The 18534-nt window shown below is 33.7% G+C and carries 16 protein-coding genes and 1 rRNA gene; 2 read left to right on the forward strand and 15 right to left on the reverse strand.

Translation table 11 applies throughout. The annotated features are described in order from the left end of the window. Window positions 1–10: 10 nt before the first annotated feature. The 11 genes from cysS to LQ675_RS05370 form a co-directional block, all read right to left on the reverse strand. The gene (gene cysS, locus LQ675_RS05320) at window positions 11–1414 is read right to left on the reverse strand and encodes a cysteine--tRNA ligase (protein WP_058590880.1); all 1404 of its coding nucleotides are present in this window, start codon (window positions 1412–1414) and stop codon (window positions 11–13) included. Further along, window positions 1398–2039, reverse strand: coding sequence for a serine O-acetyltransferase (gene cysE, locus LQ675_RS05325; RefSeq protein WP_025904850.1), 642 nt, complete (start codon window positions 2037–2039; stop codon window positions 1398–1400). Before cysE ends, cysS begins: the two co-directional genes overlap by 17 nt. A 255-nt stretch (window positions 2040–2294) precedes the next feature. Next, window positions 2295–3749 (reverse strand): glutamate--tRNA ligase, encoded by a 1455-nt coding sequence (gene gltX / locus LQ675_RS05330; RefSeq protein WP_075577612.1) that lies wholly within the window; start codon window positions 3747–3749, stop codon window positions 2295–2297. 15 nt (window positions 3750–3764) lie between these two features. Further along, window positions 3765–4244 (reverse strand): 2-C-methyl-D-erythritol 2,4-cyclodiphosphate synthase, encoded by a 480-nt coding sequence (ispF, locus tag LQ675_RS05335; protein ID WP_048541339.1) that lies wholly within the window; start codon window positions 4242–4244, stop codon window positions 3765–3767. Beyond that, the gene (gene ispD / locus LQ675_RS05340; RefSeq protein ID WP_048541338.1) at window positions 4237–4923 is read right to left on the reverse strand and encodes a 2-C-methyl-D-erythritol 4-phosphate cytidylyltransferase; all 687 of its coding nucleotides are present in this window, start codon (window positions 4921–4923) and stop codon (window positions 4237–4239) included. The genes ispF and ispD overlap by 8 nt, the downstream gene beginning before the upstream one ends. A 1-nt stretch (window position 4924) precedes the next feature. Further along, the gene (locus tag LQ675_RS05345; protein ID WP_048541336.1) at window positions 4925–5983 is read right to left on the reverse strand and encodes a PIN/TRAM domain-containing protein; all 1059 of its coding nucleotides are present in this window, start codon (window positions 5981–5983) and stop codon (window positions 4925–4927) included. A gap of 22 nt (window positions 5984–6005) precedes the next feature. Then, on the reverse strand, window positions 6006–7376 hold the full coding sequence (gene radA / locus LQ675_RS05350; RefSeq protein ID WP_025904845.1) for a DNA repair protein RadA: 1371 nt from the start codon (window positions 7374–7376) through the stop codon (window positions 6006–6008). 155 nt (window positions 7377–7531) lie between these two features. After that, complete coding sequence (locus LQ675_RS05355) at window positions 7532–9994, reverse strand: ATP-dependent Clp protease ATP-binding subunit (RefSeq protein ID WP_075577611.1); 2463 nt, start codon at window positions 9992–9994, stop codon at window positions 7532–7534. A gap of 16 nt (window positions 9995–10010) precedes the next feature. Next, on the reverse strand, window positions 10011–11018 hold the full coding sequence (locus tag LQ675_RS05360) for a protein arginine kinase (protein WP_048541334.1): 1008 nt from the start codon (window positions 11016–11018) through the stop codon (window positions 10011–10013). Beyond that, window positions 11019–11555 carry a UvrB/UvrC motif-containing protein gene (locus tag LQ675_RS05365; RefSeq protein WP_048541333.1) on the reverse strand — a complete coding sequence of 179 codons (537 nt, stop codon included), beginning with the start codon at window positions 11553–11555 and terminating at the stop codon, window positions 11019–11021. A 14-nt stretch (window positions 11556–11569) separates the two neighbouring features. Further along, complete coding sequence (locus LQ675_RS05370; RefSeq protein ID WP_075577610.1) at window positions 11570–12031, reverse strand: CtsR family transcriptional regulator; 462 nt, start codon at window positions 12029–12031, stop codon at window positions 11570–11572. A 175-nt stretch (window positions 12032–12206) separates the two neighbouring features. On the opposite strand from LQ675_RS05370, the gene LQ675_RS05375 reads away from it, so the two are divergent. Continuing rightward, entirely contained in the window at window positions 12207–13427 is a 1221-nt protein-coding gene (locus LQ675_RS05375) for a NupC/NupG family nucleoside CNT transporter (protein WP_025904840.1), read from the forward strand. 55 nt (window positions 13428–13482) lie between these two features. On the opposite strand, the gene pdxT is transcribed toward LQ675_RS05375, so the two are convergent. Together pdxT and pdxS are read right to left on the reverse strand one after the other, a co-directional pair. Next, window positions 13483–14058 (reverse strand): pyridoxal 5'-phosphate synthase glutaminase subunit PdxT, encoded by a 576-nt coding sequence (gene pdxT, locus LQ675_RS05380; protein WP_048541331.1) that lies wholly within the window; start codon window positions 14056–14058, stop codon window positions 13483–13485. A 1-nt stretch (window position 14059) separates the two neighbouring features. After that, window positions 14060–14947, reverse strand: coding sequence for a pyridoxal 5'-phosphate synthase lyase subunit PdxS (gene pdxS, locus LQ675_RS05385; RefSeq protein WP_075577608.1), 888 nt, complete (start codon window positions 14945–14947; stop codon window positions 14060–14062). A gap of 110 nt (window positions 14948–15057) precedes the next feature. Here pdxS and pdxR point away from each other — a divergent pair, with 110 nt between their 5' ends. Beyond that, window positions 15058–16446: a MocR-like pyridoxine biosynthesis transcription factor PdxR gene (gene pdxR / locus LQ675_RS05390; protein ID WP_106417390.1), complete on the forward strand. Its 1389-nt coding sequence runs from the start codon at window positions 15058–15060 to the stop codon at window positions 16444–16446. A gap of 26 nt (window positions 16447–16472) precedes the next feature. Here pdxR and LQ675_RS05395 read toward each other — a convergent pair whose 3' ends face one another. Continuing rightward, window positions 16473–18356, reverse strand: coding sequence for an FUSC family protein (locus LQ675_RS05395; protein ID WP_239726538.1), 1884 nt, complete (start codon window positions 18354–18356; stop codon window positions 16473–16475). Window positions 18357–18443: 87 nt separating this feature from the next. Continuing rightward, window positions 18444–18534: ribosomal RNA gene (gene rrf, locus LQ675_RS05400) — 5S ribosomal RNA — on the reverse strand; the annotation flags it as partial.

An 18534-nucleotide genomic window follows, 5' to 3' on the forward strand; every position in this document is an offset into this window, starting at 1 on the left:
AATTGTTAATTTATCCACGTCTAAACCTCACACCTTGAGCTGTGTCTTCAAGAATAATATTTTGTTCTTTTAGTGCATCTCTAATTTCGTCCGCTCTCTGGAAGTTCTTAGCTTTTCTTGCTTCATTACGTTCTTCAATTAATGCTTCAATTTCTTCATCAAGTAATTCATTTTGTTGTTTACCTACTAATGGTACACCGAGAACTTCACTAAAGATTTCATACACTTCTTTGAAACGATTAATTGTTTTTGTAGAAGTTGTATTTTCAAGTAAATATTTATTAGCTAATTTATTCAAGTCATACCATGCAGTCATTGCATTAGCTGTATTGAAATCATCATCCATAGATGTTTCAAAGTCATTTAATATTTCATTAATACGTTCGATATGTTGTTCTGTTTCATCTTCTTCTAATACAGCATGTTGTGATCTATCAACTAATGATTGATAACTGTTTCTAATTCTTTCTAAACCTCTATTAGCTGCTTGTACAAGTTCTAAATCATAGTTTATTGGATTTCTATAGTGCGCACCTACCATAAAGAATCTTAATACATCAGGGTCAATTTCTTTTATGATGTCATGAACTAAAATAAAGTTACCTAATGATTTACTCATTTTTTCATTGTTAATATTTACAAAACCGTTGTGCATCCAATAATTCGCGAATGTCTTATCATTGTGTGCTTCTGATTGAGCAATTTCATTTTCGTGGTGAGGGAATTGTAAATCTGTTCCACCAGCATGGATATCAATCGTATCGCCTAAATGTACTTGTGCCATTACAGAACACTCGATGTGCCAACCTGGTCTACCTTCTCCCCATGGGCTATCCCACTTAATTTCACCTGGTTTAGCTTTTTTCCATAAAGTGAAGTCTAGTGCATCTTCTTTTTGTTCACCTGATTCTATTCTAGCGCCAACTTTTAAGTCATCTAATGATTGGTGGCTCAACTTACCGTAATCATCAAAACGTCTTGTACGATAATAAACGTCACCACCACTTTCATACGCATAGCCTTTTTCGACTAATACAGCTATAAAAGCAATAATATCATCCATGTGATCCATTACTCTTGGGTTCGCTGTTCCACGTTTACAATTTAAAGCACCTGTATCTTCGTAGAATGCTTCAATAAAACGATCCGCAATTTCCGGAACTGTTTCACCTAATTCATTTGCAGCTTTGATCAATTTGTCATCAACATCTGTAAAGTTAGATACATATTGTACATCGTAGCCACGGTATTCTAAATATCTTCTTACGACATCAAATGCTACTGTTGCTCTTGCATTACCAATATGAATGTAGTTGTACACTGTCGGTCCACATACATACATTTTTACTTTTCCTTCTTCGATAGGAATAAATTCTTCTTTTTGTCTTGTTAACGTATTATATAACGTAATCATCAACAATCTCTCCATTCTTCGTCTTTTCAAGTTGACGTTCTAATTCTTTTAATTGTTCATATATTGGGTCTGGTAAATTTGTATGATTAAAGTTCTTACCAATTTTCAAGCCATCTTGTTTAACAATTCTACCTGGAATACCAACTACTGTAGAATAATCTGGTACATCTTTGAGTACGACTGAGTTCGCGCCAATATTTACATTGTTGCCGACTTCAATATTACCTAATACTTTGGCACCAGCAGCTATCAGTACATTATCACCTATGTCTGGATGTCTTTTGCCTCGTTCTTTACCTGTCCCACCAAGTGTTACACCTTGGTAGATCGTTACATTATTGCCGATACGACATGTTTCACCTATTACAATACCCATGCCATGGTCGATGAATAGCCTCTTGCCGATTGTAGCACCTGGATGAATTTCAACTCCTGTGAAAAATCGTGCAATTTGGGATATAGATCTTGCTATAAAGTACATTTTTTTCTTAAAGAACCAATTAGCAATCAAATAACTCCATATAGCATGTAGTCCTGAGTAAGTCATAACGACTTCAAATGAAGATCTTGCTGCAGGGTCTTGATCGAATACCATTTGAATATCATCTTTGACTCGTTTAAACATTTAAATCCCCCCCTCAGATAACAAAAAGGCGCCCCTAACAATAATTGCTAGAGGTGCCTTTTTGCACGGTTCCACTCTTTTTAGCATTTAAAAATGCTCACTCTTTTAAATATTAACATCATCATATTTGTAATAAAGGTGCATTCGTTTAAGTAATGTGGCACATTTTCAGCAACCATGTACTCTCTAATTTCACATTAACTCATCTACTTGTCCTTCAAGTCATTTATATAATAATTTCTCGTTCTAAAAAAATCAAACAAAACGTTTTAATCTGTTAAGTACTTTATCTCGACCTAATAACGCAATTGTATTAGGTAATTCAGGGCCATGAGTTTGACCTGAAACAGCAACACGTATAGGCATAAATAATTGTTTACCTTTGATGCCTGTTTCTTTTTGTACAGCTTTAATTGATTTTTTAATTTCTGCTGGTTCAAATGGCTCTAAAGTTTCAAGTTGTTTAACAAGTTCAGCCATAACAGTTGGAACTTGTTCGCCATCTAAAACTTCTTGTGCTTCATCACTGAAATCAAGATGTTCTCTGAAGAATAACTCAGATAAAGGAACAATTTCTCCTGCATAACTCATTTGTTGTTGATATAAACCTACTAAGTCTCTTGCCCAAGATAATTCAGCTTCAGATGGACTTTCAGGTAATAGACCTGCTTTAACCATATGTGGAATTGTCATTTCAAAGACTGTTTCAGAATCTTTTTCTTTCATATATTGGTTATTAATCCATTCTAATTTTTTCTTATCAAAGAATGCTGGTGATTTAGAAAGACGTTTTTCATCGAAGATTTTAATAAATTCTTCTTTAGAGAAGATTTCTTCTTCGCCTTCAGGAGACCAGCCTAATAAACCAATAAAGTTAAAGATTGCTTCAGGTAAATAACCTAAATCTTTATATTGTTCTATAAACTGTAGAATTTGACCATCACGTTTACTTAATTTTTTACGCTCTTCATTAACGATTAATGTCATATGCGCAAACTGTGGAGGCTCAAATCCAAATGCTTCATAAATCATAAGTTGCTTAGGTGTGTTTGAAATATGATCATCACCACGAATAACGTGTGAAATTTCCATGTAGTAATCATCAATCGCAACTGCAAAGTTATAAGTTGGGATGCCATCTTTTTTAACGATTACCCAGTCACCGATACCATTCGAATCAAATGATACTTCACCTTTTACGATGTCATCGAATTTATATTCTTTATTTTGTGGCACTCTAAAGCGAATACTTGGTTGTCTACCTTCTGCTTCAAATGCTTCTTGTTCTTCTTTTGTTAAGTGTGCGTGTTTACCACCATAACGAGGCATTTCACCTCTTGCAATTTGCTCTTCGCGTTCTTCTTCTAATTCTTCTGAAGTCATATAACATTTATATGCTTTATCTTCAGCTAATAATTTTTCAATTAATGGCTTATAAATGTCGCCACGTTCAGATTGACGATATGGACCGTATCCTCCGTCTTTATTAACAGACTCATCCCAATCTAAACCTAACCATTCAAGGTTAGAAAATTGCGATGCTTCTCCATCTTCTAAATTTCTGGCTATATCTGTATCTTCAATACGTATAACAAAGTCCCCATTATAATGTTTCGCAAATAAATAGTTAAATAATGCGGTTCTTGCGTTACCGATGTGTAAGTAACCAGTCGGACTTGGCGCGTATCTTACTCTTACTTTGTTACTCATCGTCTCACTCCTGTTTTATTCTTTACTTGTTAATAATACCACAGCTTGTGCTTGTATGCCTTCTTCTCTTCCTAGAAATCCTAATTTTTCATTCGTTGTTGCTTTTACGTTTATATCTTCGATAGACACTTCTAATACTGAAGCAATTAGACTTCTCATTTGATCTATATAAGGTCTGAATTTAGGTTGTTCCGCTACAATTGTAGCATCTACATTCCCAAGTTTATATCCTTTTTTCAAAACTTGTTCATAAGCTTCTTTAAGCAATAACTTTGAATCTTCATCTTTAAAAGCTGGGTCTGTATCTGGGAATAGTTTCCCTATATCTCCTAGACTTGCAGCACCTAGAATAGCATCCGTAATTGCATGGAGCAACACATCTGCATCACTGTGACCTTTTAAACCATGTGTATGTTCAATCTCAAGACCACCAATGATCAATGGTCTTGTCGGATCAAATTCATGCACATCATAACCGTAACCTATTCTAAACATCGCAAATACCTCGCTTTTCTAGTATAGAATGTGCAATTATTAAATCTTCGTGGGTTGTAATTTTGATATTGTCGTAATCACCATTTGATATGTGTACTTTATACCCTGCTCTCTCTACTAACGAAGCATCATCCGTACCTAAGTAATTTTGTGCTTCTGCTTGTTCATAAGCTTTTAAGATAATGTCTCTTTTAAACGCTTGAGGTGTTTGAACTTGCCACATCGTTGAGCGATCGTAAGTGTGTTCAACAACACCATTTATAACTTGCTTTATTGTATCCTTAGCTTGAACTGCTAAAATCACAGCATCTTTTGTTAGGGCATCTTGATATAATTGGTCGATTTTTTCTTGTGTAATAAATGGTCTCGCACCATCATGAACCATCACAACTTCAGTATCAATCAATACTTTCAAGACTTCATTAATGCTATGTTGTCTTTCTTGACCACCTGGAATGATACCAGCAACTTTACTAAAATCTTTTAAATGTTCTTCCATTAATTCAACTTCGTCTGGATGCGCAGCAATAAAAATCTGTTCACATGAATCTATTTCTTGAAACACAGCAACAGTTTGACGAATAATTGTTTCACCATTAATTTCTAGAAATAATTTGTTAATTTCAGTTCCCATCCTTTTACCTTGTCCAGCTGCAGGAATGATTGTCGTAAACCCCAATTTATGACACCTTCTTCGCAAATATAATTCTACCAGATGAAGTTTGTAGCAAACTCATCACTTCAACAGGAATTGTCTTTCCTATATATTCTCGTCCTTTTTCAATGACAACCATTGTACCATCATCAAGATAACCAACACCTTGATCATCTTCTTTACCTATTTTCGTAATTAATAAATCGAAAATATCCCCTTGGTGTAGTACTGGTTTAATCGCTTCAGATAAATCATTTACATTTAGAACTTTTATGCCTTGTACAGCACATACTTTATTCAAATTATAATCTGTTGTAATGATACTTGCTTGATATCGTTTAGCTAATTTGATTAAAAGCGCATCTACATCTTTATGTGTAGACGTTGGTTCAATGATTGAAATCGAGAAATCTGTTTTCTTCAATTCATTTAATATATCTAACCCACGTTGTCCTTTATCACGTTTAACACTGTCTTTCGCATCCGCGATGACTTGTAACTCTTCAATAACACCTTGAGGTACAAGGATTTCTCCATCTATAAAATGACACTTCACGACGTCTAATATTCTCCCGTCAATAATGGCACTTGTATCTAAAATTTTGGCGTATTTCGAAGTTGTTTGTCTCGTTAAAGAATTTGATATACTTTCTGGAAATAATCGTAATATTTCTTCTCGTTTTTGCAAACCAATCTGAAAGCCTAAATAACATAAAAAAGCAGCAATAATAATAGGTAAAATATGTTTCAGAACTGGTGCACCGATCATTTCTAATATAAACGAAACCATAACCGCGATCATTAAGCCTATCATGACACCAATAGTAGCGAAGAATATTTCAAGAATACTCCTTTTTAATAAGTATTTTTCTCCTTGATCAGCCATGTCTACAATTTTATCAATCAAAAACCCAAACAATAGGAAAATAACAACCGCACCTATAAGACCATCGATATATGGATTTGTGAGTACTTGTTCGGGTTGGATACTAAACGCATTAATCAGTTCTGGAATCACCATAATGCCTAGTGAGGAACCTATGACTAAATAACACAGTATGATTAGTCCTTTTAAAATTTTCATACGTTAACCTCCTAATGGTTAATTATGCATTAAAAGCAATTTTCAATGCTTCTCTTGTTGTTGATACGCCAATAACTTCTGTACCTTCCGGGAATTCTAAACCTTTAATATTATTTTTAGGTATGATAATACGTTTAAATCCTAATTTAGCCGCTTCTTGTACACGTTGATCAATTCTAGCAACCCTTCTTACTTCACCTGTTAAGCCAACCTCACCCACGAAACAATCATCACCTTTAGTAGGTTTATCTTGGAAACTTGAAGCTATCGCGATAACAATGCTTAAATCTACAGCGGGTTCACTTAATTTTACACCACCGGCAATTTTGATATATGCGTCTTGTTGTTGTAATAAGAAATTCTCTTTCTTCTCTAATACAGCCATCAATAAGCTTAATCTATTGTGATCAATACCTGTTGCCATTCTTCGTGGATTATGAAAAGTCGTTGGTGTTACTAAAGCTTGTACTTCAACTAAAATAGGTCTCGTACCTTCCATAGTTGCCACAATAGTCGAACCCGATACATGTTTCGTTCTTTCTTCTAAGAACATTTCAGACGGATTTTTAACTTCATTAAGACCCGTTTGCTTCATTTCAAAAATACCCATTTCATTTGTCGAACCAAAACGGTTTTTAACTGCTCTTAATATTCTGTATGCATGATGTGTATCGCCTTCAAAATATAATACTGTATCAACCATATGTTCTAACAAACGTGGCCCAGCAATTTGTCCATCTTTCGTTACATGTCCTACAATAAATGTAGCAATGTTCATTTGTTTTGCGATATGCATTAAATTTTGTGTACATTCTCTAACTTGAGAAACAGAACCTGGAGCAGAAGTAACTTCAGGGTGGAAGACAGTTTGAATGGAATCTATAACTAATACATCTGGTTTTTCTTTTTGAACCATACTATGTATAATCTCTAAATTCGTTTCAGCATAAACATTTAATTCTCCTGAATCTTCAACTAATCTTTCAGCTCTTAATTTCGTTTGTCTTACAGATTCTTCACCTGAAACATACAAGACATTTTTTTGTTGAGATAAAGCCGCACAAATTTGTAATAATAATGTGGATTTACCAATACCAGGGTCACCACCAATAAGTACAAGCGAACCTTCTACAACACCGCCACCTAATACACGATTAAATTCATTGATTTTAGTCTTAATTCTAGGTGTATCTTCTTCTTTAACGTCTTTTAATTTTTCTATTTTTTGTGCGGGTACATCTGACTTGAATGTATTTTTAGGACCTTTAGTTTCTTTATGTTCTATTGATTCTTCCATTTGGTTCCATGCACCACAATTAGGGCATTTCCCCATCCATTTTGGAGATTGATATCCGCAGGCTAAACACTCAAATATTACTTTCTTTTTGGCCATTCATGTTACCTCCGTATTAATTGAATAGTTATATTTTAAACTTGACTGACATTAAAAACAAATTAATATACTTTAAAATCAATATAAAAGCCCGCAAACTATTATGATAAATAGCTTGCGGACTTATTATAATATTAAATTAACATTGTTAATTTTTAAGCTTTTGAAGTTTCTTCTGCTTCTTTATCTTCTTTATGATCTGATAAATCAAATTTAAATTCATCATCTCTATAATCTACAATGACATCTTTACCTACTAAATCTTGTCCAGATAAGATTAATTCACTTAAATTATCTTCGACGTGTTTTTGAATAGCACGTGTTAATGGTCTTGCACCATATTCTGGATCGAATCCTTCATCAGCAATTTTTTCTTGTGCTGAATCTGAAAGCGTAATGTGAATACCCTGTTCTGATAATCGTTTCGTTAAGTTACCAGCCATTTTATTCACAATTTCTTTAAGATGTGTTTTTTCAAGTTTGTGGAAGACAATAATATCATCTACACGGTTTAAGAATTCTGGTCTAAATTGTTGTTTTAATTCATCCATCATAGTTTTTCTGATAGTTTCGTAATCCGGTCCACTTTCTTTAGCACCGAATCCAACAAATTTAGCATTTTGTAATTCTTGTGCACCAACGTTTGATGTCATGATAATAACAGTGTTTCTAAAGTCTACTTTACGACCTTTAGAATCTGTTAAGTGACCATCATCTAACACTTGTAACAAGATATTAAATACATCTGGATGTGCTTTTTCAATTTCGTCAAATAGGATAACTGAATATGGTTTACGTCTTACATTTTCAGTTAATTGTCCACCATCATCATGACCTACATAACCTGGAGGAGAACCTACTAAACGACTGACAGAGTGTTTCTCCATAAACTCACTCATGTCCACTCTTATCATTGCATCTTCTTCACCGAACATCGCATCAGCTAATGTACGTGCAAGTTCAGTTTTACCAACACCTGTTGGTCCTAAGAATATAAAGCTACCAATTGGTCTCTTAGGATCTTTAAGACCAGCACGAGCACGTCTTACCGCTTTAGAAATAGATTTAACTGCATCGTTTTGACCGATTACACGTTCATGTAAGATAGTTTCTAAGTTTAGTAATCGTTCTGACTCAGTTTCGTTTAATTTCGTAATTGGAATACCTGTCCAATTTGCGACAACGACTGCGATATCTTCAGCAGTTACACATGTGTTTTTCTCACCTTGAGCTTTTTTCCATTCGTTTTTAGTATCTTCTAATTGTTTTTCAAGTTTAGTTTGTTTATCTCTTAAATTAGCTGCATTTTCAAACTCTTGAGAATGTACGGCAGCATCTTTTTCTTTCTTAACTGTTTCTAATTCTGATTCAAGTTCTTTAAGACTTGGAGGTGTTGTATAGTTTCTAAGTCTTACTTTAGAACTTGCTTCATCGATTAAGTCGATTGCTTTATCAGGTAGGAATCTATCTGAAATGTAACGGTCACTCATATTAACGGCCGCTTCAATCGCTTCATCTGAAATATTAATACGGTGATGCGCTTCGTAACGATCTCTCAAACCTTTTAAAATTGAAATTGAATCTTCAGTATTTGGTTCATCAACTGTTACAGGTTGGAAACGACGTTCTAATGCTGCATCTTTTTCAATATATTTACGGTATTCATCTAATGTAGTTGCACCGATACATTGTAGTTCACCACGAGCCAATGCTGGTTTCAAGATGTTTGATGCATCGATAGCACCTTCTGCTCCACCCGCACCAATAAGTGTGTGTAACTCATCGATGAATAACACGATATTGCCTGCTTGATGAATTTCTTCCATTACTTTTTTAAGTCTTTCTTCAAATTCACCACGATATTTAGTACCTGCTACAACAGTACCCATGTCTAATGACATAACGCGTTTACCTTTTAATGTTTCTGGTACTTCGTTTTGTACGATTGCTTGTGCTAATCCTTCAACGATAGCCGTTTTACCAACACCTGGTTCACCGATTAATACTGGATTGTTTTTAGTTCTTCTACTTAACACTTCAATGACACGCGTAATTTCATCTGAACGACCAACTACTGGATCTAACGTACCATCTTGCGCAATGACTGTTAAGTCTCTTGCTAATCCATCTAAAGTTGGTGTTGATTGATTTTTAGTCGTTTGAGCATTTTTTGAACCTTGCTCTGGACTGCCTAATGATTTAACGACTTGTGCTCTTGCTTTAGTGATATTCAAATCTAAATTGGCAAATACACGTGCTGCCACACCTTCGTTCTCACGAATTAACCCTAATAAGAGATGTTCTGTTCCAACAAATGTATGGTTTAACTTTCTCGCTTCATCCATTGAAAGTTCAATCACTTTTTTAGCTCTTGGTGTGTAATGAATCGCACCAACTTGTTCTTGACCTTGGCCAATTAAATTTTCAACTTCTTTTGTTACTTTTTCTTCAGTAATACCAAAAGCATCTAGCACTTTAGCTGCTATTCCTTCAGGTTCTTTCATTAAACCTAATAATAAATGTTCTGTACCTATATTTGAATGATTCAATCTCATTGCTTCTTCTTGTGCATGCGCTAATACGCGTTGCGCACGTTCTGTTAATCTACCAAATAGCATAAACTAACCTCCTATTTTATATATGTTCTCTTAAAAAGGTTGCTCTTTGTTCATCTACAGATTGTTCCGAGTCATTACCTTCAAAGAATGGTGTTTGTATTGTAACCATTAAATTATCAAAATTAAAGTTATTACTCTCGATATGTCCTAAATCTATACCCAGTTTCATTTCACTTAACCTTAATGAAGCTTCTTCAACAGATATTAATTGTGCAGATTTCAATATACCTTTCGCACGATGAACCCTGTCTTTTGTTTCCATATGATTAAAACGATCAAGTCGTTGTCTAATTTGTTCTTCTTCACTAATGATTTGTTCAACAATTTGCGTTAAATCTTCAATGATTTCTTCTTCAGTCTTACCAAGTGTTAATTGATTGGATATTTGATACACATGACCAAGTGCGCCTGTACCTTCACCATAAATACCTCGAATAGTATATCCAAATCTATTAATAGCTTGTCCTATTCTCTTCATACGTTTCATAATGCTTAATCCTGGTAAGTGCAACATAACACTCGCTCTTAATCCTGTTCCAATGTTTGTTGGACAAGTCGTTAAAAATCCGTGTTGTTCATCATATGAAATTGTTAGATGTTTATCAAGCTCATCATCTAATTTAGATGCCGTTTCATACAACTCGTTTAGTACGAGGTTGTGACCCATAACTTGTATTCTAACATGATCTTCTTCGTTGATCATAACGCTTGTTGATTCATCATCATTTAATAATACTGCACCAAATTTCTGTTTTGTCAGTGCTGGGCTAATGAGATGCTTGAATACGAGTTTATTCTGTTCAAGTTCACTTAAATCTGATAACTTCGTCAATTTCAATTCTGATAATGCTTTACTCACTTTTTCTATTACTTTATTCCCTGTTTCGTCATCTTCTTCATATTTGAGCGGATGAACTTCGTCTTGAAGGTTACGTGCAAGTCTTATTCTAGAACTCATGACAATTGGCGTATCTTCTGTTTCTTTCATCCAATCGCTAATATGTTCATTCATATGCTCTTCCATTTACTCGACCTCACCTTCTGCTTTCAATGCTTTAATTTCATCTCTTAGAACAGCTGCATCTTCAAAGGCTTGCTCTTCAATTAAGCCTTGTAGTATTTTTTCTTTTTCAGCAATTTGTTGTTTGAGTTGTATTTTACTTCTTGAAGATACAGGTATTTTACCTGTATGCGCCCCACTGCCCGCTTGAACTCTTCTAATAATTTGCGGTACATCATCTTTAAAAGTTTCATAGCAGTCATGACAACCAAATTTACCAACTTTAGCAATATCTGTTAAAGTCATGCCACAAGTAGGACAGTGCTTTTCTTCTTGTGGTTGAACTTGTTTAAAGTTAATACCATGTTTACCTACTAAATATTGTAGAAATTGATTCACAACAAATTCTTGGTCAAGATTTTGATCACTCATTTGATCATCTTGGAAATAAAAATGTTCTGAAGCACAGTTTTTACATATCCATTGTTCAGTTTTATGTTTCTTACCTGTTGATGTTAATTGTATTGTTGCTTCTTCTTTACCACAAATTTCACAAAGCATACTGTCACTCCTTTTTAACTATAATGTATGACGGCAAGTATACGTTTCAATATATTTGCTCGAATAATATCTCTATATGGTATTTCTATTTGCAATGTATCTCTATGAAGCGTTTGAATAATCATTTTTTTCTCTCTATCTGTAATTAAGTCATTTTCATACAAACCATCCACAATTCTAAATGCATTTGCTTGTGAGATTTGATCACCTGTCAATTCAATTAGATGTCTAATGAATGCTGATTGACTATTCGTTTCAACTTTTGAAATACGAATGTAACCACCACCGCCTCTTTTACTTTCAATAGCGTATCCGTGCTCATTTGTAAATCTTGTTTTTATAACATAGTTTAATTGGGAAGGTACACAATCAAACTTTTCAGCAATATGTGCACGTTTAATTTCAACGACATCTCCTTGAGCCTCCTCTAGCAATTGCTTTAAGTATTGCTCAATGATATCCGACATGTTGTGCATTAATTCATCACCTCTTTTGACCTTCTTTGACTATATTATATGTTCTGTTGTTTATTATTTCAATTAATTTGTTTATTTAAAAATTTTAAAAATTTTATACCGCTTTCAAAAGAAATAAGTTATCATATAAAGTAGGTTATGATTGAGTATAAACGAAGGGAAAGGTGTGTCAATTATGCATTATATTATCGGGATTATCGGTATCTTATTATTCCTATTTCTAGCATGGTTAGTAAGCTCTGATAAAATGCGTGTTAGATGGCAGTATATAGGATTAATGATCGTAATCCAGTTTATATTTGCTTTCTTATTATTAAAAACAACAGGTGGATTAACTATCATAGGTGGTATTTCAAGTGGTTTTGGCTACATCATAGCAAAAGCTATGGAAGGGATAAACTTCGTGTTTGCGGGTATTGCAAATATCGATCCTAAGACAGATAAGCCTGTTTCAGTTTATTTCCTTAACGTATTAATGCCAATTGTGTTTGTATCAGCACTTATCGGTATTTTACAATATCTTAAAATCTTACCTCTTATCATTAAATATTTAGGTTTAGTCATTTCTAAAGTTAATGGTATGGGTAAATTAGAATCATATAATGCGGTCGCATCTGCAATTTTAGGTCAATCAGAAGTGTTTATTTCTATCAAAAAACAACTTCCATTAATTCCTAAACATCGTATGTATACATTAACAGCTTCAGCTATGTCTACAATATCTGCATCAATCGTTGGTGCATATTTTACGATGGTTGAACCGAGATACGTTGTAACAGCTATCGTATTAAACTTATTTGGTGGATTTATTATGGCATCCATTATTAATCCATATACAGTAGATCCAAAAGAAGACGACATCATGATTCAAGAATCGGAAGAAAAACAATCATTCTTCGAAATGTTAGGTGAATATATTTTAGATGGTTTCAAAGTTGCCGTTATCGTAGCAGCAATGTTAATCGGTTATGTTGCATTAATCGGACTATTAAATGGTGTTACGTCTAACATTTTAAGTTTCGTTTCTGGCGGTTCAGTATCATGGGACTTCCAAACATTAATCGGTTTTGTATTTGCACCATTTGCCTTCTTAACAGGGGTTCCTTGGGCAGATGCAGTACAATCAGGTAGTATTATGGCTACTAAAGTTCTTTCAAATGAATTTGTTGCGATGGGTATCTTACCTGATGCAGATATTTCAGAAAGAGCAAATGGTATCATTTCAGTATTCTTAGTTTCATTCGCAAACTTTGGTTCTATTGGTATCATCGCGGGTGCTGTTAAATCATTAAATGATAAACAAGGGGATAATGTCGCACGCTTCGGTATTAAATTATTATACGGTGCAACATTAGTATCATTCTTATCAGCTACAATCGCAGGATTTTTCTTATAATAAATAGAAGCAGTCTACAGAACAATAATCGTTCTGTAGACTGCTTTTTTGTTTGTTATACTTGTTCTGTTTGATATTGTTTTACGATTTCTTCAATGAAATACGCCATAATTTTGTAGTCTTCAGTAAGTTCCGGATGGAATGAAATACCTAAGTATTGATTTTGTCTTACAGCTACAATTCTATCTTCAACCTTAGATAATACCTCAACACCTTCATGAGCTGATTGTATATGAGGTGCACGTATAAATACTGCATTAACCGCTTCTTCAATACCTTTAACATTTAAATCTTGTTCAAAGCTATCTACTTGTCTACCAAATGAATTTCTCTCAACAACAACATTCAATTTATTTAAATGACTTTCTTGACCTACTACTTCTTTTGCTAAAAGTATCAACCCAGCACAAGTTCCATACATAGGTAATGAACTATTTCTAAGTGCTTCAGTAAAGCCGTATAAATCCATTAAACGACGCATAGTCGTTGATTCTCCACCAGGTAAGACTAAACCATCAATTTCATCTAATTGCTCTACATGCTTAATTGTAATACCTTCATGGCCAGCTTTTTCAATATGCTTAATATGTTCTCTTACAGCACCTTGTAAACCTAGGACACCTATCTTCATATTACCATCCACGCTCTTGCATACGTTCTTCTAATGATAATTGATTGATGTCTAAACCTTTCATAGCTGGTCCTAATTCTTTAGACAATTCAGCAATTAATTTATAATCTTGATAATGTGTAGTTGCTTGAACAATTGCCTTAGCAAATTTTTCTGGTGCTTCAGATTTAAAGATACCAGATCCAACGAATACACCATCAGCGCCTAATTCCATCATTAATGCAGCATCAGCTGGCGTTGCAACCCCACCTGCTGCAAAGTTTACAACTGGTAAACGACCTAAATCTTTAATTTCTTTCAATATTTCATATGGTGCACCAATATTTTTAGCTTCAGTCATAATTTCGTCGTCACTCATCACAACTAATTTACGCACTTCTGAGTTTACTTGTCTCATATGACGAACTGCTTCAACTATATTACCAGTTCCTGGTTCACCTTTCGTACGTAACATTGCAGCACCTTCGCCAATTCTACGTGCAGCCTCACCTAAATTACGGCAACCACAAACAAATGGCACTGTAAATTCATCTTTTTTCAAATGATATTCTTCATCAGCTGGTGTTAACACTTCTGACTCATCAATATAATCTACGCCCATTGATTCCAATACACGTGCTTCTGTGATATGACCAATTCTACCTTTAGCCATAACAGGAATAGATACAGCATTCATAACTTCTTCTACAATACGTGGGTCAGCCATTCTTGCTACCCCACCTGCTGCTCTAATATCAGATGGTACGCGTTCTAATGCCATTACAGCAACAGCACCTGCTTCTTCAGCTAATTTAGCTTGTTCGGCATTAACCACATCCATGATTACGCCACCTTTTTGCATTTCTGCCATACCTCTTTTAACTTTATCTGAACCAGTAATTTTTGACATCGAAAAACTTCCTCCTTTTAAATCGCTTACTAGTAGGTTATACTAAATTCTGAACTGGTAAAAGAGTCAGATTTATCAAATAATTAGTGGTCAGTTTTGAGGTGAATAAAATGGAAATGCTCATGTTCGATATCAATAGAAAGATTAATACGCCTATATACATACAATTATATGAAAATATTAAAAAGAATATTATTAACGACGTTATGAGATATAACGAGAAATTACCTTCAAAAAGGCAATTAAGTCATTATTTATCGGTTAGTCAAACAACGATAGAACACGCTTATCAACTACTTTGCGATGAAGGTTACATCTATAGTAAAAATCGTTCTGGCTTTTATATTAATGACATCGTTAATCTACCGGTAACCTATAAAACAAAAATCCCTGAATCCCACTACATAGAAGAACAAAAGTATCAATATAGCTTTAAACTAGGTGCAATAGACAAAACGCATTTCCCAAATGACCTTTTTAGAAAATACGCTAAAGAAGCATTTGATGAACAACAAATAGATTTATTAGATAGTGGCCATAAGCAAGGTGATTTTAATTTAAGAAAAGAAATCAGCTATTATGTCTTTCATAGTCGTGGCGTAAATTGTTCTCCAGATCAAATTGTCGTTGGGTCGTCAACAGAGCAGCTATTATCCATTATTACGGATATCATTTCAGAGTCTAAATATATGATAGAAGACCCTCTATATAAACAAGTAAGAGATTTATTAAAAAGAAAACATATCCCATTTGACTTTATTCCAGTTATGCAAAATGGGATTGATATAGAACAAATTATCAAGACGGATAGTGATGTTGTGTATATTACACCTAGTCATCAATTTCCAACTGGTGTCATTATGGACTTAAAACGACGAACACAACTCATTAAATGGGCTTCAGAACAAGACAATCGTTTTATTATTGAAGATGACTATGATTCAGAGTTTAGATATAGTGGAAGACCGATACCAGCACTACAAAGTTTAGATCATTCAGGTAGCGTCATCTATGTCAGTACTTTCTCTAAATCTATTTCGCCTTCGTTGCGTGTAGCATATGCTGTACTTCCAAAAAATTTAATTGCTTTATATCACAAAAAGACAAACATAGAAGGTGGCACCGTTCCAAGACATACACAATATATGTTAGCTAGATTTATGAATGAAGGACATTTCGAAAGACATTTGAATCGCATGAGAAAAATTTATCGAACTAAAAGAGATATTATACTCGAACAACTCAAAAAATATCCTGAAACCTTTTCTATTTCAGGGGAATTAACGGGAATGCATTTTATATTAAATGTTCATAATGGTCTATCTTTAGAAGAATGTATAAGAAGAATTGAAGCATGCAATATCGATATTAAGCCCCTCTCTCATTATCGCTTTAAACAAACTGACGAGAAACCCCACTTTGTTCTTGGATTTGGTGGAATTAATATTGAAGATGCTGAAGCACATATTAATAGTTTAATAGAATGTTTAACCAAATAAAAAAAGACTTCATTGCGAAGTCTTTTTTATTTGGTATGACTTAAACTTTGTAATTTCATTAATTCATTTCTAATGCTTGTATATTCTTTTAATTCTGGTAAATCAATTTTTTCATAGTCTGCATTAAAGACCACTTTTTTACAAATATTCTCATATGTCGTTAAATAAAGTCCTAAGTTATGATCTGATAGCGTCGTAATCTTACCTTGTGCATAAGCTCTTTCTAACGTAAATGCTAATTGTTCAACTGTAAATATAATCGGATAAACATATTCAATCTTTTTAACTTTGTTATCCATTTCATTCAATGCAGCTTGGTACATTGCTTTTGTATTCATGATCTCAGTGTGTAAATCTGTGATAACTTTTGATTTTGCAATATTATGATGATACTTATTAGAAGAAAATATTGCATGAAACAAACTTGCTTGTAGTTTTAACGTATTATTAATCGTCTTAGGTAATTTTTTAGACGCTTGATTTCTTCCTACTATCAGTACACCAATTAAACCTATTACTGAACCTATTACTACATCAACAATTCTTGGCATCACTAAATATGTATCGAAATGTTGTGTGATTGCTGCTGACATTAAAAGAACATTAGGCGTGATAAATGTGACTGCAATTGTATAATTAAATGCGATTAATAACTCAGCTGTTCCCATCAAAATCGCCATTAATATGACAATAGTCCAAGTATTAGGCTCGAATGCTAAAATTAAAATTGCGACTAACATACCAGTAATTGTACCTACTGTTCTTTGCAGTGCTCTTTGTATTGTAGTTAGTGATGATGAACCTAATAATACAGAACAACAAGATATTGGTATCCAATAAGCTCTTTCAAACCCCATACCAAATGCAATGATAACTGAAGTAAATAATATAATTCCATATTGCATAGAAGACATTAAAACTAAAGAATCTCTTGATAAATTTTCTTTAATAATTCTGGAGTACATCGGTTTTCTATAAATAATTTGTTTATCAAATTGTAAATTCTTATCGTTAAGTATCATGACTGTATCATTAATTAATTCTGCTAATGAATTTATGTAAGTGCTCTCTCCATCATATTCAATCGGTACATAATGAGTCGATTCATTTTCTGCAATTCTAAGCTGAATATAAGTCAGTGCTTCACTTATTTCTTTTGGTAACACTTCATAACCTTGTGAAGATAATTCTAAACAAGCAGACCATATAGCTTCAGCACGTCCTTTTAACTGCAACATTCTATTATAACCATGCGTTTTATTCCAAAAAGCATTAGCTGTCGTCAAAGTATTTGTTGCATGATGTATCGCATTTAAAGTATTACTACGTGCATCATCAAATTTTTTCCCACTAAAATTCTCAGTTAAAAATGCTAAATTTTTATAAATATTTGATACACTTTCAGCTTCCGGCTTTTTATGATTAAACATTGCATCAACTATTACAACAATTGTACTAACAATACCACCACATAAAACAAGTAATCCTCTATTCAGGAAATCCTCAGGCATAATTGGCATAATAGAAGCTACACTATATGTAAGTACAAAAAATAGAGAAGAAGGTCCAGGTATCTGAAAAGCTTTTAAAACAAAATGACCTACCATCCCTATGAGCCCTAAAACTAATGCATATAAAAATGGAATGGTGATTGTAATCGTTCCTAACATGATACAAATACTTAATACTATAGACACAGTTATAACTTTTCTAATTCGTGAAGGATATGATCCATTAATAATATAGATATTACTAAATGATCCTAATAAAGCAGTTAGTCCTAGATCGAATCTTCCAAATAATACACTTCCAGCTAAAATGATAAAAACAATAATAGCTTGCATAAATGCTTTTTTAGTTGCAAGATTATTTTTATTCACTTTAAACATCACATCAAAATATTTTTTCATGTTATATCTCCTTTCACAATTTTCAAGCAAAAAAAAGAGACCTAACAGGTCTCGAGTGCGGCTCATCGCATCCATTTATAAATATTTGCCCGGCAACGTCCTACTCTCGCGGAACGTAAGCCCAACTACCATCGGCGCTAAAGAGCTTAACTTCTGTGTTCGGCATGGGAACAGGTGT

It is taken from the genome of Mammaliicoccus sp. D-M19 (assembly GCF_022386695.1).
Taxonomy (GTDB): domain Bacteria; phylum Bacillota; class Bacilli; order Staphylococcales; family Staphylococcaceae; genus Mammaliicoccus; species Mammaliicoccus sciuri.